The organism is Microbulbifer sp. THAF38, from assembly GCF_009363535.1.
Lineage (GTDB): Bacteria > Pseudomonadota > Gammaproteobacteria > Pseudomonadales > Cellvibrionaceae > Microbulbifer.
Map to the genome: position 1 here is coordinate 3,470,317 of NZ_CP045369.1, position 20,930 is coordinate 3,491,246.

The window sequence follows — 20,930 nt, forward strand, 5'->3', positions numbered from 1 at the left end:
CGGGAGAAGAATATGTCCGCCTCTTCCCGGCGCACCTCTACTGTGATCACCAGCGTGGCTGCCGCCGCCCTGACATTGGCCCTGGCCGCCTGCCAGACTCCGGCCTCACGCCCCGGGGGCTACCAGCCCACTTATCCGGCGAGCCAACAGGTCAGCCGCGGCGACGCCGTGCGCTTGTTGCGCCGCGCAGATACTCTGCCGACACCCGCCAGGGATCAACAGCGCCTGCAGGCGGCGGCTATTCTATACGAGCTGGGCGACAAAGAGACGGCCAAAGAGGCGGTAACCAAAATAAATCCCGAACAGCTCGATAACACCCTCTTTGCAAGCTACGCCCAGGTATACGGCCATCTCCTAGTCGAGAATGACGATTTCTTCGAAGCTTTAGATCTGGCAACCTCACCGCGACTCGACGACGTCTGGCCGCGACTACCACAGGACACAGTCCTGCCGCTGCGCAACTTGCGCGCCGATCTGTGGGGGCTTCTGGGGGATTTAGATAGCGCTATTTCTGAGCGGCGCGAGATTTCCTTCCTGGCCAAATCTGATGAGAGCATCACCGAGAACAATAACGGCTTCTGGCAACTTCTCACCCAGCTGCCCTCCAGCGAACTGCAACAACGCGCCAATAACAGCAGCGACACTCAAATGCGCGGCTGGTACCAGCTTGCTCTACTCGGGCGCGACACCCAGGCCGACATCAGCACCCAACTTACCTCCCTCCGCCGCTGGCGCGAGCGCTGGCCGGCACACAGCGCCAACTCCCATCCACCCCAGGCACTGCAACTACTGGAGCGCCTGGCGGCGCAGCGCGCCGACAGCATCGCCCTATTGCTCCCCCTCAGCGGCTCACTCGGCAGTGCCGGTCGCGCGATCCGCGACGGCTTTATGGCCGCGCACTACACCGCCCTGAAGGGCGGTTCGGCAACGCCCCGTGTCATGGTGTACGACACCGGCACCGAACAACCTTTCGAAGAGGTTTATCAAAGTGCGGTGGATGCGGGAGCCCAATTCATTATCGGCCCGCTCGATAAAAGCAAGGTTGCCAATCTTCTGGCCACCGAAAAACTGCCGGTTCCCACCCTCGCCCTTAACTACGGCGATCAGGGTCGCCTGACCGGTGATCTGGTTCAGTTCGGCCTCGCCGTCGAAGATGAAGCCCGCCAGATCGCTCGCCACGCCTACCGCCAGGGACACCGCCAGGCAATGGTATTGAGTAGTGATAGCAGCTGGGGGCAGCGCGGTGCCGAAACCTTTGCGGAGGAATGGCAGCAGCTCGGCGGCTCTGTAAGCATCAATAAAACCTTCACCAATAGCAGTAAATTTGCCAACCTGGTCAGCGATGCCCTGCTGATTCCCGACAGCAAGGCTCGAAAAAAGGCCTTGCAGGGACGCCTGTCCGCCCCATTGGAGTTCACTCCGCGCAGGCGCGGTGATGTCGATATGGTCTTCGTTACCGCCCTGCCGCAACAGGCGCGGCAACTCAACCCGATGTTGACCTACTACTATGCCGGCGATCTACCGGTCTATGCCACGTCCCATGTGTTTGCCGGCCAGGCCAACCCAAATCGCGATCGCGATATCAACGGTGTGCGCTTTACTGCGCTGCCCTGGCTGTTTGAAGACAGTGAGACCAAGCGGGATATCGCAGAGCAGGCGGCCCCACCGCCGGCTTTCGCCCGCCTTTACGCCCTGGGTGCCGATGCTTTCCGCCTCTATCCCCGCCTACCCATGTTGCGCCAGTTCCCCGAGCAAAAGATCTACGGCCTCACCGGCGCCTTGAGCCTGAGCGCGGATGGCCGCGTAGTGCGAGAGCAGATGTGGGCACAAATTGAAAAAGGCATCCCGGTGCCGGTTACCACCATGGAACCCCTGCTGCCTTCCCGTCAAACCAGCCTGCAGCCGGAAAATAGTGAAACTTTTTAAAGGCTCTGCGGGAAGTGTCGGCGCCCACATGGAAGACGCCGCGGCACGCTATTTACAGCGTGCCGGGCTTTCCCTGATCGAGCGAAATTACCGCAGTCGTCACGGAGAGATAGACCTTATCGCCCGTGAAAGCGATACTGTAGTGTTTGTGGAGGTGCGTTTCCGCCGCAACAACCGTTTCGGCGGGGCCGGAGCCAGTGTGGATATTCGCAAGCAACAGAAACTGCTCGCCACCGCCCACGGCTATTTGCAACAACACAAACTGGACTGTCCCTGCCGCTTCGATGTCCTTGCTATAGAGGGCGATGCGCAAAACATTCAGTGGATTAAAAACGCCTTCGAAGCTTGAGGCAAAACCGAGATTTACCTTGCCAAGTATGGCGAACCCCAGTTCGCCAGTATTAAGGACACAATGGAACAGCGAGTCGTAACCCTTTTTCACCACAGCCTGGAAGCCACCATGAACGCCGGTGAAATACTGGCGCCTTTGATTGCGGAAGCCAGTGAGATGGTGGTGCACACACTGCTGGCAGAGAGCAAGGTGCTGCTCTGCGGCAATGGGGTCAGCGGCGCCCTGGCACAGAGCTTCTGCTCGCAGCTTACCGGCGGATTCCAGCGCGAACGCCCGGGTCTGCCAGCCATGGCTCTCAACAGTGACGGTGTCTCTATGGGCACCGTTGCGCAAAATCACAGCAGTGCCGATACCTTTGCCCACCCGGTGCGCGCCCTTGGGCAACCCGGTGACCTTTTGGTGATTATCAGCAGCGATGGTCGCGATTCCAATCTGGTGCAAGCCATGCGCGCTGCACGGGATCGCGATATGGGCATACTGGCGCTGACCGGCGGCGACGGCGGCGATTGCGCAGCCCTGCTCGATACACACGATATTGAACTGCGCGTGCCCTCTGATGTCGCAGCTGAGGTACACCAGGTGCACCTTCTGACTATTTTCTGCCTGTGTGATCTTATCGACAGCAGCCTTTTTGGTGGCTACGAGGACTGAACCATGAAAAATAACCAGCTTTCCTTGGGAAAACGCCTTCTCTCTGCCCTTGCCGCAACCGCACTGCTCGGTGGCTGCAGCACTGTTATGGAGGCCACCCACGATGGCCCTATCGAACAGGACCCCGGCAAGCGCTCACTGGGCACTTATATCGATGACGAGAGAATCGAAACCATAGTGACGGTCAATATCAATAAAGCCCACCCGGACCTGAAGACCTCGAATATCGATGTAACCTCCTTCAATGGTGTGGTGCTACTCACAGGCCAAGTGCCTGATCAGGAACTGCGCCTGCTCGCCGGGCGTACGGCGAGCCAGGTACAAAATGTTCGCCAGGTTTACAATGAAACCCAGGTTCGCGGCAAAGTTACCTTTCTCGCCACTACCAGCGATGCCTGGTTGACCACCAAAGTCAAAACCAACTTACTCGCCCACAAAGAAATTGATGGTGCGCGTATCAAGGTAGTGACGGAAAACGGTGTCGTTTACCTGATGGGCCTGCTCACTCCGGCCGAAGCCGAGCGCGCGGCTGACCTCACCCGCTCGATTGGCGGGGTACAGAAAGTGGTGAAAGCGGTGGAATATATCAACTAACAGCACACCCACTGCGCGCTACTGCAGCTAGGCCTAAATAAGAGCCTGGTGATATCGGTCAAAAAGAGCAAGCGCAATAAAAAAACGGAGGCAAAAGCCTCCGTTTTTTATTTCTAACTATCGCGCGGGACCTATACCCGCTCAATCGCTACTGCTGTGGCCTCACCGCCACCGATGCAGAGGCTCGCCACCCCTTTTTTCACATCGCTTTTTTCCATCGCCGCCAGCAGGGTGGTCAGGATGCGGGCACCGCTCGCGCCCAGGGGATGCCCCAGTGCGCAGGCGCCGCCATTCACATTGACCTTCTCCCAGGGCAGATCCAGCTCGCGCATAGCCGACATGGTCACCACAGCGAAAGCCTCATTGATTTCAAACAGGTCTACATCGCTGACGGACCAACCGGAGTTTTCCAGCAGCTTGTGCATAGCGCCCACCGGAGCGATGGTGAACCACTCAGGCTCGCGGGCAAACTGAGCCTGAGCCTTGATCACCGCCAACACTTTGAGATCGCGCTTCTCCGCTTCGCTCTTGCGCATCAACACTAAAGCGGCGGCGCCGTCGGAGATAGAGCTGGAGTTGGCCGCGGTGACAGTGCCATCCTTGCGGAAGGCTGGCTTCAGCTGGGGAATCTTATCTGGGCGGGCGTTGCCGGGGGCTTCATCCGTATCGACCTGTACCTCGCCCTTACGGGAAGCGATGGTCACCGGGGCGATCTCGCGAGTGAAGCTGCCACTCTCGATGGCCGCCTGAGCCCGGGCTAGGGATTCCAGTGCGAAAGCATCCTGCTCCTCGCGGGTAAAGCCGTATTTTTCGGCCGTGTTCTCGGCGAAGGTGCCCATCAGCTTGCCGTCCGCCGCGTTCTCCAGGCCGTCGAGGAACATGGAGTCTTTGACCTCACCGTGTCCCAAACGCATGCCGGAACGGGCCTTGGGCAGCAGGTAGGGGGCATTACTCATGCTCTCCATACCGCCGGCAACGATGATTTTCCCCTCACCCAGAAACAGTGCATCGCGAGCCATCATCACGGTCTTCATACCGGAACCACAGACCTTGTTGACTGTGGTGGTGGGCGTGCCCTCAGGAATACCCGCCGCCAGGGAAGCCTGGCGGGCTGGCGCCTGCCCAACACCAGCCGGAAGCACACAGCCCATCAGTACTTCATCGACATCGGCAGGGGATACACCGGCGTCTTCCAGGGCCGCACGAATGGCCGCGGCGCCCAGCTGCGGCGCGCTCAAGGCCGACAGGCTCCCCTGCATGGCACCCATTGGGGTACGCGCCATTCCAACGATCACTACCGGATCTGAAGTTACATCGCTCATTCTGTTTGCTCCCAGTTCAGCGCCGCCATCCCTGTCGTGGCGGCAATTGTTTTTAATGTCGCGGCATTATAGCCGAAGCCATACCCCGCTTCGCCAGAACCCCACGGCAATACGTCTCGATTGCCACGGAGGGCATGTTACTATCGACGCCAATCACAAGAAAAAGTGGCGAGGGAATTATGGAGATTTCAAGCATCGTCGTTCTGGTTGTTTTAGCCGCACTATTGTTCTACGGAATCGGCATCTACAACCGGCTGGTATCCCTAAAAAATCGCAATGAAAATGCCTTCGCCCAGATTGAGGTGCAGCTTAAACGCCGCCACGATCTGATCCCCAACCTGGTGGAAACCGCCAGGGGCTACTTAAAGCATGAAAGGGACACCCTTGAAGCGGTGGTCAGTGCACGCAACACCGCCATTAGCGACCTGAAAGCCGCGGCGGCCAGCCCTTCCAACGCCAGCGCGATCGACAGCCTGGGGCGTGCTGAAAGTGCCCTAAACAGCGCTTTGGGCCGCTTCAATGCAGTTATGGAAGCCTATCCAGACCTCAAGGCCAACCAGAATATGATGCAGCTCAACGAGGAACTGAGCAGCACCGAAAATAAGGTTGCCTTTGCCCGCCAGGCCTTTAATGACGCGGTCACCAATTACAACATCTACAAACAGAGCTTCCCCCCCGTTCTACTGGCAGGATTCTTTGGTCACCGCACCGACGGCCACTTACTGGAGTTTGCCGACAGCGAAGCCATCCAGGTGGCACCGCGAATCGAGTTTTAAGCGATGAACTTCTTCGAGTACCAGGATAAGGCCAGGCGCAACAGCGGCTTGTTGGTCGGACTCTTTGCTTTGGCGCTAATTCTGCTGGTTGGATTGACCACCTTGGTGGCTGCCGCAGCGGTTTCGTATTCCCGCGGCCAGGCTTTTTCCCCATTGGCGATCGAGCAGCTGCTCGGCTGGCAGACGGTGGGCTACATAGCCCTCACCATTGTGGCTATCGTGGCCCTGGGCAGCCTGTACAAACTGCACCAGCTGGCAGCCGGCGGCAAAGCGGTAGCGGAGTCGCTGGGCGGGCGCAAACTCAATATCGCCCCTCAGGGCCCTGCCGAACAGCGCGCCCTGAATGTAGTGGAAGAGATGGCCATCGCCTCCGGTACCCCAGTGCCGGATGTTTACCTGATTGAAGATCCAGCCATCAACGCCTTCGCCGCCGGCTACAAGCCCAGCGATGCGGTGATCGGTCTCACCCGTGGCTGCATTGAACAGCTCAACCGAGACGAGCTGCAGGGCGTGGTGGCCCATGAATTCAGCCATATTCTCAATGGCGACACCCGCCTGAACATCAGCATCGTCGGCCTGTTAAATGGCATCCTAATTATTGGCCTATTGGGGCACTGGCTGGTGCGCGGTGTCTACCCCAACAGTAGTAATAACCGCGGCCGTATACCCCTGTTTGCTTTGGGCCTAGCTCTGATGGCAGTGGGCTACGCGGGCACATTACTCGGTAACCTGATCAAATCCGCTGTGAGCCGCCAACGGGAATATCTTGCAGATGCCTCTGCGGTCCAGTTCACCCGCAACAACGCAGGCATTGCCAATGCCCTCATGAAAATTGGCGGCTACAGCGCCGGCTCAAACCTCAGTAGTGGCAGAGCGGCGGAATTCAGCCATATGTTTTTTGCCAGCGGCCTAAAGCGCTCATTTTTCAACTTGTTTGCCAGCCACCCTCCCCTGGCCAAACGTATAGCGCGGCTAGAGCCCAGTTGGAATGGCCACTACCCCAGCGACAGCAGTTCCACTGCGCAATCTCAATTGAGAAAAGCGAACCCTGCACCGGTGGCAGTGGCAGGTGTCGTAGAACCCACACCCTTTCAAATGGCCCTGGAAGCAGTGGACAACAGTCTTGCCTGCCCCAGTGAGCAACAAGTGCAATACGGCCGTCAGCTACTGGAATCCATCCCCCCCGCTATCCAGCAAGCCGCTCACGATCCCTTTGTCGCGCGCGCTTTGGTTTACCACCTACTGTTGCACAAGGATGAGAACGAGCGGCAAGCCCAAGAGGTGCTGCTGAAGAAAATCGCCCACCCCGCGGTAGTGAGAGAACTACAGAAGCTGGCGCCGCAATTAAAAGCCCTGCCCGACAATGCGCGCCTGCCACTATTAGATCTCTGCGTGCCAGCACTCAAAGCACTGGTCCCACAGCAGTATCAGATATTTAAGCGAAACCTGATTAAGTTGCTGCGCAGTGATGGAAAGATTGAAATTTGGGAGTGGGCCCTCTACCGGGTATTGATGCATGCTTTGGAAGAGACACCCGATCGGCAGCGTCTTTCCAACAAGAAAGGGGCTAGTAAAGATGCCGCTCGCTTCCTAATTGCGGCCATTGCCCATGCGGGTAATAGCGAATACCTACCGGCAAAGCGCGCCTACGAGCAGGGGCTTAAGTTTTTACAGCTAGAAGTGACTCCACTGCCGGGCCGCAAAGATATCGGTCTGCAGCACCTGGATAAAGCCATCGCGATAGCCAGTCAAATGAAGCCTTTGCAGAAGCCCACCTTGCTAAAAGCTATGGTACACACCCTGAACCATAATGGCGTTATCATGGCGGAAGAGATCGAATTGCTGCGAGCGGTAGCAGACAGTTTGGACTGCCCCATGCCGCCTATAGTACCTCAGGTGACTAGCCAGTAAATCTCTATAATTACCCGCTTCAATGAATATGGTGCTGATAAATTGGGCCAATGCCCACACTCCACAAAATAACGGAGGCAATCAGCACCGTGACCATCATTACCAGAGCCACGGTCAAAACCGCACAAGCATAGAGAAAGGCCCGCTCTTTATTCATATTCATCAATATCGGAATGCCAGCAAACACCAGGTAGATAGAGTACATACCCGCGATGCCCACCGCAGCCATGGTCAACCATGGGTGTGGGAAAAGCACGACAATGCTGGCGAGAAATATCGGCGTAGTAATAAAGACTGCGAGCGCAGTACCTTCGTAGTGTCTCGTGGGTTCATCCCCTTCGACCCCATAAGACTTGGCCATCCAATTAATAAATTCCCCAAGACAATAAACACCGACCAGAAGAGCAAAATAGGTAACGATTGATAAAACCGCCGCGCTCTCTGGAGTCAATTTTGCCATGTGCCCGCCGATCTCAAACCCCACTCGAGTCACACCGAAATAACCGGCGACCGTGGGTATCAGCGCTAAAAATGGCACATGGGTCATAAAAACTTGAAAAAAGGAATGGCGGTCCGCCCGTATGGCTTTCCACTCTTTCTCTGGATTGGTCAGAATACCAATAGTGTGACTGAGTAACCGCACGCTTATTCTCCGTTCAATACCCTGCTTTGCAGTATCGGGGGCTGGCGCGGAATTAACCAATGCAAAAAAGAAATTAAGTGCCACTATTACATTAGGTTGACTTATATCAAGTTTCGGCAGGGCCTGGCTTTCTACTTATCGATTTGACTTAGAGGTGTAATGGGAAGGGCTGACTGTGAGTATTTTTCCAATACTCCGATGGATGATAAAGAAGTAGCTCAATCGCCCACCACCTCAGAAATATTTAACGACCTTTCCAGGTCAAATTACACTCACTAATCATGTAACCAACATGCAACCAATCAGATAGGCACACTTATCCAGACAGAAGTGTTCAACAGTCTTCATAACGCATCGTTGAGAAAATATTCCCTAAAACAAGCACCATTACAGAATTTATTTCGATAAATGGCTGAAAGTTCACTTAATAATTTCTGCAATTACCTTTGAGTCAGATACGAAGTAAGTCAGATGCGAAGAGTAGCCCACCGCTAAAGATCGGGCTGAAAATGTATATTCATACATTTTCGAGGGCTGGGTGCCCTTTCCCCTAACTTCCTGGTGGGTCAACTGCCGTTGATACGAGCAAAAATCAGTCGGCACAGCGATAAGCGTGTGCCAGACTGATCATATAGTATCTCTACTAAGCGGTAGCGCTTTTAGGGCCGAGGAAAAACCACAGTATCAAACCTATTACAGGCAAGAACAGGACAAGCAATATCCAGATCAACTTTGTCCCCGTACCACTTCCAGACTGTACGATATTTAAAATTGCCCAAATATCGGCAACCAGTATCAAAAAACCTAATATGCCACCTACTTGAATATCCATACTTGCTTCCTTCTTTGAAAATCTCTCATTAACTGATTATTGAGTGGGAGGCTCTCGCTTCGTTATAAGGTGTGCAACTAACGAAACCATAAATAGCAACGCAAATACCACAAACAGCACCTTAGCTAGATCAAGAGCGCTACCGGTGGGGCCAGAAAGGCCGAAAAGCCCAGCGACAACTGACAACGCTAAAAAGATGTTTGCCCAAACGAGCATTGGTGACCTCTATCCTCTTCAAAATCAAACCATGAACTTGTGTGAATAACGCCTTACTCAAAACCCGAGAGAACCGAGCCTTCTTGAGTTTCAGCGAGAAGAACCAATCGGTCCCTCCTAACACACTTGATACGTTGCAACCTCCGTGCCAGCAAATTCCTTTAAGTTATCGTTAAATTTCCCAATAATTTTGTAGCAATTACACATCTTTCCCTGCCTATTAGATAATTTTTACAGAAACTCTCCCATAAAACTGACTAACAGCAATTCTCTAAGCCCAACCCCGCGGCATTGCTTCATTTTTTCAAGTTGGCACGCTCCTTGAATGACTCTTATTGCAAACTTAGAAAATCAATACTTCACAGAACAATTTTCTACGTACTAATCGCAATACATCTATTGAGAAAGAGGACTTACAAGATGAACAAGCTGATTTTAATTTTTTCGATCATGTTCACCGCTTTTACCCTGACTGCATGTGATATTGATGAAGGTGGCGCTGAGGAATTTGGCGAGTCTGTTGACCAAACCGCAGAGGACATCGGCAACGGTATCGAGGATGCCTGTGAAGATGTTAAAGAAGGCGTAAACAGCAAAGATACTGATTGCTAATCCAATGAACCAGAGTGGCGCTCGCCGGCTGACTACCACTGCCGGCGCCCCCTCAAACTTTTTTGGACAAGTGACTCTTTAGTCTGAAACACTCCTCTTCATTAACCGCTGTAAAAATCAATCTTGTGCAAACGCTTTAAAACAATCCTTGAGCATAACTTCACATATTGGAGTTCCCTCCACATTCAAGCCTTTACAAAGTTTTGAGTGCCATGGTTGATTTTTGCAAATTCGTCCCAAATTAGAGATACCCTTTGAGATAACGATTTTTTGTGAAAACTGGTTGCTTCAAGTTCCGCAATCACCGCAAACTGGGTTGTCTATTTAATCCCTACTAGAGAGGAGCTGGGATCTTGCAACGGGTATTATTGGTAGATGACGACGAAAACTTTACGAGCGCAGTCTCCCCGCTAATTGAAAATATGGGGTTTACAGTAGATGTAGCCGACAGCGTAAGTGAAGCCCGCAGCCACCTCGCCCGAAATCGCTATCACACTTTGCTACTTGACCTGATGCTGCCCGAAGGCAGCGGATTTGATGTACTGGACTCTCTCGCCCTGGACCGAACCCCCGACCAAATTGCTTTTGTTACAGGTCACAGTGCTATCAGGTCCATGGTTGATCACCTCGCCGGCCCCAATATGACCTACCTGGTCAAGCCGATTGAGATCAAGCAGTTACAAGAGTTACTACTCCGTAAAAAGCCTACGGCACCCAGCACCTACAAACGGCATTTCGGGGTCTTGGTTGGAGAATCCCCAGCCATGCGATCACTGTACGACATGATCGAAAAAGTTGCGCAAACACAAGCCAACGTGTTGATCCAGGGTGAGAGCGGCACCGGTAAGGAACTCGTTGCTCAAGCTATTCACAACGCCTCCGCCGCTCAAGGTCCACTCGTAGCCGCCAACTGTGGCGCTATTTCCGCAGAATTGATCGGTAGCGAACTATTTGGTCACGAAAAAGGCGCCTTTACTGGCGCAGTAGCGCGAAAACCCGGGCTATTCGAACGCGCCAATGACGGCACCCTCTTTCTGGATGAAGTGACTGAGATGCCGATCGATCAGCAGCCGAACCTTTTGAGGGTACTGGAAACCGGTAAGGTAACCCGGCTTGGGGGCACCACAGAGCTGGAAGTCTCCTGCCGAGTGGTCTCCGCCACCAACCGCAGCAATGAAAACATTGCCGATGGCGGCCATCTGCGTGAGGACATCTACTTCCGCCTGGCAGTATTTCCTCTGCAACTCCCTCCGTTGCGTGATAGAAAAGAAGATATCCCATTGCTGGCACAGTCATTTATCGACCAGATGAATGAAGAATATGGGACCAGCTACACCCTCGATAACCACGTTTTAGATGCGCTGCTCAGTTACGACTGGCCGGGAAATGTGCGCGAGTTGCGCCACGCACTGCACCGCGCATTTATTTTGTCTGATCGCAACCAAAATACGCTCACGCTACCACCGCAACTCGGATCACCTTTTGGCCGCTCAAGCACAACGACAACAAATTCTGAAGAAAACCAGGCTTCTGACTCTCCCGCCCAGCTAGAGGCGGGAAACACTATTGAAGCCATGGAAAAGCAATTAATTGCCAATACTTTGGAAGCCGTTGATGGCAATAAAAAGCAGGCTGCAGAATTGCTCGGTATTAGCTTGAAAACCCTGTACAACCGCCTTAATCAGTACAAGCAGGATGGACAATGAGCGAAAATAATATTCATCACAAGCTTCGCAATTTGATGAACAATATTGCTATGAATGCAGAGCTGGCAAAATTGCAGTTAAGCCAGCAAGCCCCTCCCGAAAAAATTCTGGCAAGTCTCGAAAAGGTTACTGAAGGCTGTAAAGGCTGCGCCGAAGTACTGGAAAGTGAGCCTCACAACAATGGATAAGAAACCTTCCAAATTACGCTACTTCTGGACAGCCCTTATCTTGGGGCTCTGCTTCTTATTTGTTGCTAATAGCTACCATACTTACCTCAACCTCAATGAACTTGGGGAAAATGCAGCTCGCTCGGGGAAAACCAAAAGCATCTTACAGCTGGCGAGTGATACTTACTTTGCTGTGCATACCGCCGAGCTGCGGTTAAGAGAGTTCAAGCAAAATGAGAGTTCCTCAAGCCTTGAACAGTATGAGAACGCGGTTGCGCGCGCCTCTGAGCTTGTCACCAAGTTACGCAACGAGGAAACTGAAATTCCAGAGCAGGCCATTCGTTTTGAAGAGCTCGAGCGGCTGCTTAACCGCCACTATAGTGCGATTGGTGCTGCAGTAACTGATCATACCCCTGGCACAAGCTCCAACGCTCAAGACAACCAGGAAACGATAGAGCTAAACGCCGCCCAGGACACACGTGAAGCCAGAAACTTGGCCCAGACAATGGAAGCCAGCCACGATAGCCTGGAGATGCTTTCTGAACTCATCGCCACTATCGAAGAGGAAGAATTTAAACATATCCAATCGCTGATGGATGATTCCACACTGCGACGTCAGGAAGTTACCCGCGCGGTCCTGTTCGCCAATTGCCTGGGAATCGGCTTGATTCTGGTAATCGCCATGCTTACCAGCCGCTCCATGCGACAACAAAGTGAATATGCCAAACAACTCGAGCAGCGTGTCGCCGAACGAACTCAGGAACTGGCTGAACGAACCCAGGAACTGGAGTTGTATTCACAGGAGCTAACCCGCAGTAACCGTGAGTTGCAAAATTTTGCCTTTGTCGCCTCTCACGACCTTCAGGAACCCCTGCGCAAGATCCGAGCATTTGGCGACCGACTCACCGATCGTTACAGTGAAAAACTCGGTGATGGGAAGGACTATGTCATGCGTATGCAGAGTGCTGCGAAGCGTATGTCTAAATTAATTGAGGACCTCCTCGCCTTTTCACGTACCTCCAGGAGGACAACCCCATTTGAAACGGTAGATCTCAATTTGGTCGTCGAAGAGGTTCTCGATGACCTGCAAATCAAGAGGGAAGAGACCAACGCAGAGATTGAAGTCCAGCCGCTGCCAGTGGTCCAAGCTGACCCGATGCAGATGTCTCAACTATTCCTCAATCTGATCGGTAACGCGCTCAAATTTATTAAACCGGATAACACCCCAATCATTCGGGTTGAATGCGAAAAGGCGGAAATCTCTCACGCAGATATCACCCTGCCGGGATACCGTATTACCGTGAGCGACAATGGCATTGGCTTTGATGAACAATATGTTGAGAAAGTTTTTTCAGCGTTTCAACGGCTGCATGGGCGCAATGAATATGAAGGGACAGGCATAGGCCTCGCCATCTGCAGAAGAATCATGGAGCGTCATTGCGGAGAAATTGACGCTAGCAGTACACCGGGGGTGGGAACAACTTTCGAACTATTAATACCGGAAACGCCCCCTGTACAAGTAGAATACAATGATTCTGAACCGCGCTTACTCGATACCGGCTCCACAGTTGTAACAGAGCCTTAAACTTTAAGAGAATGATTTATGCAGGCAGCCAAATCCATCAGCATTATCCTCGCGGATGATGACAAGGACGATCAGCTACTCACTCGCGAAGCACTCGAAGAAAGCCTCGTTAAAAGCGAACTCTCCATCGTAGATGATGGCGTTGAGTTATTATCATTTTTGAAACGGGAAGGCGAATACGAACATCTTTCCAACGAACCTCTACCCGACCTTATCCTGCTGGATCTAAATATGCCGCGCATGGATGGTCGCCAGGCGCTTGCGGCCATAAAAGCAGACCCGGATTTTCGGCGTATCCCGGTGGTAATCCTCACAACCTCCAAAGCCGAAGAAGACATGTTCAAATCTTATGATCTTGGTGCAGCTTCCTATTTATCAAAGCCGGTCACCTTCGAGGGGTTGGTCGACCTGATGCGCTCTTTGGGACGTTACTGGGTCGAATTCGTTGAGTTTCCCGGAAAGCAACGGAGTTATCAATAATATCCTTCTCCGCTGGGTATCAATAAATAAATAAGTCAGGCAGGTTGTTGAGATGGCTATCACCAGATTACTGCTGGTAGAAGATGACGAAGACGATTTTATTATTACAAGGGATCTTCTGCATGACATTAATCCTGATGGCTACCAGGTTGTGTGGGCCCGCTCCCCAGAAGAGGCCCACAAGCATTTTTATTCCAGCGACTTCGAAGTTTGCCTGCTCGACTACTCCCTGGGGGCATTTACCGGCCTGCAGATTCTGGCAGAGGCCCAGCGACAGGGATTCGATGCCCCGATTATTATGCTTACCGGCCACGACGATAGCGCTCTCGATGCAGAGGCGCTATCAGCTGGCGCTGTCGACTATCTGGTAAAATCCCAGCTTACCGCTGCTCGATTGAGCCGGGCTATCCGCTATGCGGTGGCGCGTCGGGATATGGAACAGGAGCGTTTGGAACGACTCAAAGCCGAAGCGGAGAACAAGTCAAAAAGTGAATTTCTGGCCCATCTGAGCCACGAATTGCGCACACCTTTAACCTCAATACTGGGCTATACCGACCTCCTACTACAAAATCAGCCAGAGCAGCCACAACTAGATCACCTGAGCATTATCAAGCGCAATGGCTACCATCTGCTGAGTTTATTAAACGATGTACTCGATTTATCAAAAATAGAAGCGGGACGACTGGAAATACAATTCAGCGAGCTGGCACTCCCCAGCTTCCTGACGGAACTCTATCAATTAATCACTATCAAGGCGGAAGACAAAGGTATTCGCTTTCGTATAGAGGCCCTCACAGAACTCCCCTCTCAGATCATTACCGATGCAACGCGACTGAGGCAAATTCTATTAAATTTTCTCAGTAACGCCGTAAAATTCACAGATGAAGGAGAGGTACGTCTCGATATTTTTGCGACCCGCTTAGAGAACAGTTGCCGTTTAAGCTTTCGTGTAATCGATACCGGGATTGGTATATCTCCAAGCGAACAGAAAAAACTATTCACGCCATTTGTTCAGGCCAAAGGTGATCGTTATCGTTCAGAACTGGGTTCAGGCCTGGGGCTTGCTATCAGTCAACAGTTAGCCCACCTGCTGGGAGGAGAAATATCCTTGCAAAGTGAAATTGGGGCTGGCAGCTGTTTCACCCTCACACTAGAGTGCAAACATTCCACAGAGTATCACTACCAAACCTGGGATCTTCAACAGCCAACAGCATCCATTCACTTTGAATCACCCTGTTTGTCCGGCCAAGTATTAGTCGTAGATGACGTAAGGGAAATTCGCGAACTGGTCGCCCACTTATTGGAAGGCGCCGGCTGCAACGTTCAACAGGCAGCGAATGGCCGGGAAGCAATAAACCTTTTACAGATGGCTCACGATAATGACAAGCCATTCGATTTGGTCGTGATGGATGTTCAGATGCCGGTGATGGACGGCCTCACCGCTACCCAAGAATTACGAAAACTGGGATTTGAAATACCCGTTATTGCGCTCACCGCACAAACAATGCTTGGTGAACGGCAGCGCTGTCTGGATGCGGGCTGTAGTGAACATCTGGGTAAACCCGTGCAGCCAGACCAATTATTTGACCTTCTTGCGAAGTACCTGCCGGATTCAATAGTCGACAAAAAGCTAATTCTTATTGAAGACGATGAGGATGCGCGCAGTGCAACCCAGCAACTGCTCTCGGCATTGGGCTGGGAAGCGAAAGCTTGCGGTGATGGTGAATCTGCGCTACAGCTCTTTGAAACTTACCAGCCAAGTCTCATTTTAATGGACATAAACCTCCCAGATATGGATGGTTTCACACTGGCCAAAAAAATACGTGATAAGGCATACACCGGTAGACTCTTAGCAGCTACCGGCGAAAGCCCAAGTTCAGACAAACTCACCGAATCCGGGTTTGATGGCGTTCTCAGTAAGCCCTATGACCTTAGTAAGCTCGCCCAACTATAATAGCCAACACTTTTTGCGACCCTTTTCCCATTTGTTCTTTTAGCGGAACCGGAAACAGGTTTTCGTGAAAAATCTTTAGGCATGCCAAAATTGGGGCAGCCATAAGTGCCCCTCCAACACCCCAAATCCAGGTCCAGAAGACCACGGCCATAAAGACGGAGATTGGGGAGAGCTTCAATCTTTGCCCAACAATTGAGGGGGTAATCAAATGCCCCTCAAAAGTCGTAATCACCATAAAGGCTGCTGGCGCTAAGAGCCCTGCCCATAGCGTTTCATAGGACACCAATCCAACGATTGTTAGCAGGCAAACCGTTATTAGTGGACCGACATAGGGAGCAAAATTCAAAAGTCCTGCCAGACAACCCCATAATAAGGGGTTTGGGAAATTCAACACCCACAATACGAATGAGGTAATAATCGCCTGCGCTAGATTGACTAACGCGATAGTATTTAAATAAGTTGATATTTGTCTTCTAATCTGGGTGGCAATACTCATTAAATGCCGGCGCCCTTGAAAATCACGACCAAACTGACCAATATGTCGGGCAATACTGCCACGACTGGAAAGCAGAAAAAAAGTAAGAACAATAATGATCAATGCTTGACTGGACAGGGTTGGAATATCGTCGGTAACAACACTTTTAAGCCAGCTTTCTTTTTCAACCGATACTGTTACATGGCTTTGATCTTCCGACTTACCCAGCTTCGCCACTTCATCCCCTGCCTTACGTAAATCCAGCAAGGGTTTTTGTACGATATTGAGTTTTTCTCGAACTTCAGCTGTTTTTTGTGGCCACCGCTCTATCCAATCACTCGCTGGTTCAGCCAATAGGCGCCCTGCAAGAAATATCATAAACACAGCGATAAGAACCAAAACACCTGCAGAGATAGGGTTAGGTATCCCTTTTTGCGATGTCCAACGGACAATAGGGGACAATAGAAGAGAGCTCATCCACGCTAAGGTGAATGGCAAAAGGACTGTTCGCCCCAGGTAAAGGGCCGCTATGACCGCCAGAGCAGTTAATATAACGATGCAAGTGGTAAGAACTTTGAACTGTCGACCACCTCCGGTTTCAGCACATATATTGGGAGATCCTATAGATTCTCGATTAATACTATCTTGTTCATTCACTCAGATATCCATCCTCGTTGAACCACCTATATACAGGTCCCCAACATATAGTCTCTCACTAGGGTCTACTGATCTTCCCTCAAAACTGTCACCCTATATAAACTTCTTGAGACTTGTTTCTTCAAGAAGCAGCTGACCTGTCTTCGCTAAATTCATCCCAAAGCTGAAGGCCATAATCCACCAGGATGCTGTAACTCAATCCAGAAAATAGGACTTTTAACCTTTCCTGACCTAACCCAGTAAATGTTCGCTCCGAGGCAAAACCCGCGGTACATATTGCCGCTAAGCTAATTGGCTTCACCGCAATTTTTTCCGAACAGGTTTTTAACCCAAACAAAGCTTTCTTAGTGTCGATCAAGCCATTTTTTTCAGTTAGCCGCGCTGCCTCGACAGCTGCTTTTTCATTTTTCAGTAGGAGATCCAGCATCGGGGGCCTCACTTTCAAAAACATTGAGGTCAATAGTAATCAGGCGTAATAGACGCCTGCTTTGGCGCCACAACAGTACTATTGCCAGTAATTGCATACAAAAAATAACCGGTAAACCCCAGGCCCAATGACCCAGTAATTGCCATATGGCATAGGCTGCACTAAGGGAAAGAGCAAACCAGCTGAGCGCAATAACAGCACCAAGGCTTACGAGGGTAACCAGGGAAAGGGAGACGGCCGCCAGACTCAATCTCCACTGAGCCCCAATTAACGCCAAACGCCCTCTGAGCACCTGCTCTAAGGCTGACAACAGCGCCTGAGCCGTTACGCTCAGACGCTGCCAGTCAGACACCTCAACAGAGTCCTCTACTCCAGAGCTGCATTGCTGTGTGCTTTTAGAGTCCGTCATATTTTAACGACGACGAATTAAGGCGCTGACAATCGCGCCAGTAGCAAACGCTATACCTGCGGCTGCCCATGGATTTTTCTTCGCAAATCCCTCTACCTCTGAACGGGTTTGGCTTGCCGTCTCCTTTAATTGGTCCCGTTTTTGCGCGAGAGAATCAGAGGAGCTTGTAGCGGTTTCCCGAATCCTCTCCTCCGCAACCGCCGCTCTATCAGAGAGGCTATCTACCGCCGAGTGAGCTCTTTCTCTCGCCATTTCGGATAGAAACGCTTCATCTCGTGCAACATCTTTACCGTTCACACTTTTATTCGCATTTTTTGAGTTAGCTGCTGTAGCCATGTGTATCACCTATTTTGCAAAGTTCACTGAGGAACCTGCAGGTAGCATGCCAACTCCATTTCTGTCACCCAAAGCGCTTTATAGCCTATTTATAACCACCATAGAGGCGCATCATTTAACAAAAGCAGGTTATAGCTTGGAAAGTTTTCATTTTTTACAAACAAGAAAATAATAATTTTGAAAATCTTACACAGATGAATCAATTACCACGGGATTTCAAATTACTTAATAAGCTTAAGGATCAATCTTCCTGAGTGCTTTTCAAAAATTGAATCTACCTACAACCCAATAAGCATGCGGGTTTCAGGGCATCCAAGAAAAAATTAACCTCCCTCTCCGCAAAAGTTGGCATACCGGTTGCAACCATCACACCAAGCTTCACAGCTTAGAATCAAAAAATACTTTTTCGGTTTAGCCCCACAGGGAACACACCGACAAGTAGTGCAAATATTTTCATCTGAGGATTATTGTTATGAACTATGGAAAACTATTAGCTGCGATCACACTGACTACTGGACTTGCCGGACAAGCTGCTGCACAAGAGAGCTTTGACCGTAGCGAGTCTGAATTTTATGTAGGTGGTGGTTACGGCCAATACTCCATTAAGTGGGATAACGAAGAAACCGATTTCGATGAAGATGCTGAAGTAGTCAAAATTTACGGCGGGATGAAAATCAATGAATATCTCGGTGCTGAAATTGGTTACCTGAACTTTGATGAAGCCAACGATTTTGACAATAACGCAGAAATTGATGGCTTTACCTTTGCCGGGATTTTATCTGCACCGCTTCATGAGCGTGTCTCTGTGTACCTAAAAGGTGGTTGGTTTACCTGGGAAGCTGAAGTGAAATCAGACCTACCTGTTATCGGTCGGGTTTCAGAAGACTTGGACGGCGGTGATTGGTTCTACGGAGCTGGGGTAAAAGTAGGCGTAATGGAAAATCTTGATCTGCGCTTAGAGTATGAACGCTTTGATCTGGATGATGACATTGAGCCGCAAATTGATATTGCTTCCGCTTCCTTGCAGTTCGCCTTTTAAAACGGGAAATCCACTTCACTGTAGAGGTACATGGACGTGCCTCTATCAGTGAATACCTAATTCATCACAGAAGGAGACAGACATGAAGTCACCAAAACTATTCGGCAGCCTGGCATTAGTCGCAGTAATTTCTGGCTGCGCCACAGGAACCATGCCCAGCAATGAGATTGCAGAGGCGAAAGTTTATATCTCCACGGCCGAGGCCGATAAAAGTGAGAAATTCGCCGCTCAACACCTCGCTACCGCGAAGGAACATTTAGGCAGTGCGCAGAGTGCGGCCGATAAACATCAATTTGATCAGGCACGCATGTTCGCAGAGAAGGCTACAGCAGATGCCAAGCTAGCCAGTGCCCAAGCGCGCTCTGAGACAACCAAGCTGAAACTCCGTGAGCTGAATGCCACGCTCTTGCAGCTTAAACGTGAAATAGATCAGGGATCTTGATCTAGCCCATACATGCAAATATCACTGCTATTTGCCATTCAACAGATAGGATTTGATCATGAATAAGTCGTTAATCTCTCTTGGCCTCGCCACTGCAGTAGTAAGCGGCTGTGCGAGCACAGATATTCCAAAACCTTTGGCCGAAGTTGAACATCAATACCAGCTCATGAGTAGCAATGAAATGGCCAATCGCCATGCGGCGACACCGCTCAGAGCTGCGGGTAAAAGCGTTAGTGAGGCCAAGACAGCGTGGCAGGATGGCAATGAAAAAAGTATGGCGCATCAGGTCTATCTTGCCGAAAGAATGCTAGGCGTGGTTGAGCATGAAATCGATATTGCCGATATGGAAGCTCAATTCAAGAACGCAGACATGGTACGCGCCGGCCTTGTGCTGCAGGGTAAAAATTCTGAACTCACTCAAAAGAATCAGGAACTGAAAGAGCTGAAGAAAGAGCTCGAAAAAATGGGCAGTAAGCAGAACTCTGAAGGCAACGTCCTCACTCTTGGCGATGTACTCTTCGCCTTTGATGACCACAAGTTGCAGCCAGGTGCCAAACCCACAGTGAGAAAAGTGGCTGACTTCTTAAGCGCCCACGAGAACACCAGAGTTGTGATTGAAGGGTATACCGACTCCCTTGGTAGTGAAGAATATAATGTCGGCTTATCTGTTAAGCGTGCACAATCAATCCAAAAGGCCCTCGTCAAGGCCGGCGTGACTAACGAACGCATTACGGTTAAAGGCTACGGAGAATCCAATCCAGTCGCCAGTAACAAATCCGCTGTAGGGCGACAGCACAACCGACGCGTAGAGGTCGTACTACTGAGTGAGAATGAAACCTATGAATCCCCAACCGTTGCGCGCGTGAACTAATCCTCTCCGCTACCTCCCCCAAGGTAGCCTCGAAGGCCCATCCTTCGACCCTTTTGCCACGGACCGTCAATATCCGTGGCTTTTTTATTCCCGCTCCTAAATCCATAAATGTTATCTGTGTTTACTACAGTCGAATTTTGGCCCTGAGAGTCAATGCTGATTTCACAGGAGCTTTCTTAGAAAACACTCATTGAGTGGGTGGAATGTAAGAATTAGCGCGCCAGGTAAGGATGCCGATCAGGAGCTCACAGAGAGAATTCTCAGTGTATCTTTGACGCAGTGCATCCCTCCCTTCTGGCCCAATAGAACTCGATAATTGCGCTAAAAGCAAAGCCCCGATAAGTACGGGGAAAATCAGTGAGTATTATTCAGCTGGAAAAGCCTAAAAATCACTCAAAGGCCAGTGACAACTTGAGGATTTAGCGCAAACCTTGCAAATACCTGGCGATGTTTGGCAAATGAAATAGGGGGGAATGATAAAAATTTTGAGTGAATAAAAAGATAGCTAGGGAATAAAAAGCCAAAAAAGAAAGGAGGCATCTTGCCT

23 protein-coding genes are annotated in these 20,930 nt (G+C 51.0%); 15 read left to right on the forward strand and 8 right to left on the reverse strand.

Annotated features, from left to right (window positions below):
* The first annotated feature begins 12 nt into the window (after positions 1-12).
* The 4 genes from FIU95_RS14955 (at position 13) to FIU95_RS14970 (ending at position 3,523) form a co-directional block, all read left to right on the forward strand.
* Positions 13-1,926, forward strand: coding sequence for a penicillin-binding protein activator (locus FIU95_RS14955; protein WP_152454527.1), 1,914 nt, complete (start codon positions 13-15; stop codon positions 1,924-1,926).
* Complete coding sequence (locus FIU95_RS14960; RefSeq protein WP_216646259.1) at positions 1,913-2,275, forward strand: YraN family protein; 363 nt, start codon at positions 1,913-1,915, stop codon at positions 2,273-2,275. Before FIU95_RS14955 ends, FIU95_RS14960 begins: the two co-directional genes overlap by 14 nt.
* 63 nt (positions 2,276-2,338) lie before the next feature.
* A complete protein-coding gene (locus FIU95_RS14965; protein WP_152454528.1) occupies positions 2,339-2,929 on the forward strand; it encodes an SIS domain-containing protein in 591 nt (196 codons plus the stop codon).
* 3 nt (positions 2,930-2,932) lie between these two features.
* On the forward strand, positions 2,933-3,523 hold the full coding sequence (locus FIU95_RS14970) for a BON domain-containing protein (RefSeq protein WP_216646260.1): 591 nt from the start codon (positions 2,933-2,935) through the stop codon (positions 3,521-3,523).
* Positions 3,524-3,654: 131 nt separating this feature from the next.
* Here FIU95_RS14970 and FIU95_RS14975 read toward each other — a convergent pair whose 3' ends face one another.
* On the reverse strand, positions 3,655-4,845 hold the full coding sequence (locus FIU95_RS14975; protein ID WP_152454529.1) for an acetyl-CoA C-acyltransferase: 1,191 nt from the start codon (positions 4,843-4,845) through the stop codon (positions 3,655-3,657).
* Between the two features lie 179 nt (positions 4,846-5,024).
* On the opposite strand from FIU95_RS14975, the gene FIU95_RS14980 reads away from it, so the two are divergent.
* The gene (locus FIU95_RS14980) at positions 5,025-5,621 is read left to right on the forward strand and encodes a LemA family protein (RefSeq protein WP_152454530.1); all 597 of its coding nucleotides are present in this window, start codon (positions 5,025-5,027) and stop codon (positions 5,619-5,621) included.
* Positions 5,622-5,624: 3 nt separating this feature from the next.
* Positions 5,625-7,532: a M48 family metallopeptidase gene (locus tag FIU95_RS14985; protein WP_152454531.1), complete on the forward strand. Its 1,908-nt coding sequence runs from the start codon at positions 5,625-5,627 to the stop codon at positions 7,530-7,532.
* 19 nt (positions 7,533-7,551) lie between these two features.
* On the opposite strand, the gene FIU95_RS14990 is transcribed toward FIU95_RS14985, so the two are convergent.
* The 3 genes from FIU95_RS14990 to FIU95_RS15000 form a co-directional block, all read right to left on the reverse strand.
* Positions 7,552-8,175 (reverse strand): Yip1 family protein, encoded by a 624-nt coding sequence (locus FIU95_RS14990; protein WP_152454532.1) that lies wholly within the window; start codon positions 8,173-8,175, stop codon positions 7,552-7,554.
* A gap of 643 nt (positions 8,176-8,818) precedes the next feature.
* Complete coding sequence (locus FIU95_RS14995; RefSeq protein ID WP_152454533.1) at positions 8,819-9,007, reverse strand: PLDc N-terminal domain-containing protein; 189 nt, start codon at positions 9,005-9,007, stop codon at positions 8,819-8,821.
* 36 nt (positions 9,008-9,043) lie between these two features.
* Entirely contained in the window at positions 9,044-9,223 is a 180-nt protein-coding gene (locus FIU95_RS15000) for a DUF1328 domain-containing protein (protein ID WP_152454534.1), read from the reverse strand.
* A gap of 420 nt (positions 9,224-9,643) precedes the next feature.
* Between FIU95_RS15000 and FIU95_RS15005 the strand changes: the two genes are divergently transcribed.
* From FIU95_RS15005 to FIU95_RS15030, 6 genes are all read left to right on the forward strand, one after another.
* On the forward strand, positions 9,644-9,835 hold the full coding sequence (locus tag FIU95_RS15005; protein ID WP_152454535.1) for a hypothetical protein: 192 nt from the start codon (positions 9,644-9,646) through the stop codon (positions 9,833-9,835).
* 353 nt (positions 9,836-10,188) lie between these two features.
* Positions 10,189-11,541 (forward strand): sigma-54 dependent transcriptional regulator, encoded by a 1,353-nt coding sequence (locus FIU95_RS15010; RefSeq protein ID WP_152454536.1) that lies wholly within the window; start codon positions 10,189-10,191, stop codon positions 11,539-11,541.
* Positions 11,538-11,729: a histidine kinase gene (locus FIU95_RS15015; RefSeq protein ID WP_152454537.1), complete on the forward strand. Its 192-nt coding sequence runs from the start codon at positions 11,538-11,540 to the stop codon at positions 11,727-11,729. Before FIU95_RS15010 ends, FIU95_RS15015 begins: the two co-directional genes overlap by 4 nt.
* Positions 11,722-13,293 carry an ATP-binding protein gene (locus tag FIU95_RS15020; RefSeq protein WP_152454538.1) on the forward strand — a complete coding sequence of 524 codons (1,572 nt, stop codon included), beginning with the start codon at positions 11,722-11,724 and terminating at the stop codon, positions 13,291-13,293. Before FIU95_RS15015 ends, FIU95_RS15020 begins: the two co-directional genes overlap by 8 nt.
* Before the next feature lie 18 nt (positions 13,294-13,311).
* A complete protein-coding gene (locus FIU95_RS15025; protein ID WP_152454539.1) occupies positions 13,312-13,773 on the forward strand; it encodes a response regulator in 462 nt (153 codons plus the stop codon).
* 52 nt (positions 13,774-13,825) lie between these two features.
* Positions 13,826-15,727 carry a hybrid sensor histidine kinase/response regulator gene (locus FIU95_RS15030; RefSeq protein ID WP_152454540.1) on the forward strand — a complete coding sequence of 634 codons (1,902 nt, stop codon included), beginning with the start codon at positions 13,826-13,828 and terminating at the stop codon, positions 15,725-15,727.
* Here the strand turns inward: FIU95_RS15030 and FIU95_RS15035 are convergent.
* The 4 genes from FIU95_RS15035 to FIU95_RS15050 form a co-directional block, all read right to left on the reverse strand.
* Entirely contained in the window at positions 15,705-16,859 is a 1,155-nt protein-coding gene (locus FIU95_RS15035; RefSeq protein WP_152454541.1) for an AI-2E family transporter, read from the reverse strand. The genes FIU95_RS15030 and FIU95_RS15035 overlap by 23 nt on opposite strands.
* A 121-nt stretch (positions 16,860-16,980) precedes the next feature.
* A complete protein-coding gene (locus FIU95_RS15040) occupies positions 16,981-17,286 on the reverse strand; it encodes a hypothetical protein (RefSeq protein WP_152454542.1) in 306 nt (101 codons plus the stop codon).
* Entirely contained in the window at positions 17,261-17,695 is a 435-nt protein-coding gene (locus tag FIU95_RS15045; protein ID WP_152454543.1) for a hypothetical protein, read from the reverse strand. Before FIU95_RS15045 ends, FIU95_RS15040 begins: the two co-directional genes overlap by 26 nt.
* A gap of 3 nt (positions 17,696-17,698) precedes the next feature.
* On the reverse strand, positions 17,699-18,031 hold the full coding sequence (locus FIU95_RS15050) for a YqjD family protein (RefSeq protein ID WP_152454544.1): 333 nt from the start codon (positions 18,029-18,031) through the stop codon (positions 17,699-17,701).
* Between the two features lie 472 nt (positions 18,032-18,503).
* Here FIU95_RS15050 and FIU95_RS15055 point away from each other — a divergent pair, with 472 nt between their 5' ends.
* From FIU95_RS15055 to FIU95_RS15065, 3 genes are all read left to right on the forward strand, one after another.
* Positions 18,504-19,070 (forward strand): porin family protein, encoded by a 567-nt coding sequence (locus FIU95_RS15055; RefSeq protein ID WP_152454545.1) that lies wholly within the window; start codon positions 18,504-18,506, stop codon positions 19,068-19,070.
* An 82-nt stretch (positions 19,071-19,152) separates the two neighbouring features.
* On the forward strand, positions 19,153-19,512 hold the full coding sequence (locus FIU95_RS15060; protein WP_152454546.1) for a DUF4398 domain-containing protein: 360 nt from the start codon (positions 19,153-19,155) through the stop codon (positions 19,510-19,512).
* A gap of 58 nt (positions 19,513-19,570) precedes the next feature.
* Complete coding sequence (locus tag FIU95_RS15065; RefSeq protein ID WP_152454547.1) at positions 19,571-20,383, forward strand: OmpA family protein; 813 nt, start codon at positions 19,571-19,573, stop codon at positions 20,381-20,383.
* Positions 20,384-20,930: the final 547 nt, after the last annotated feature.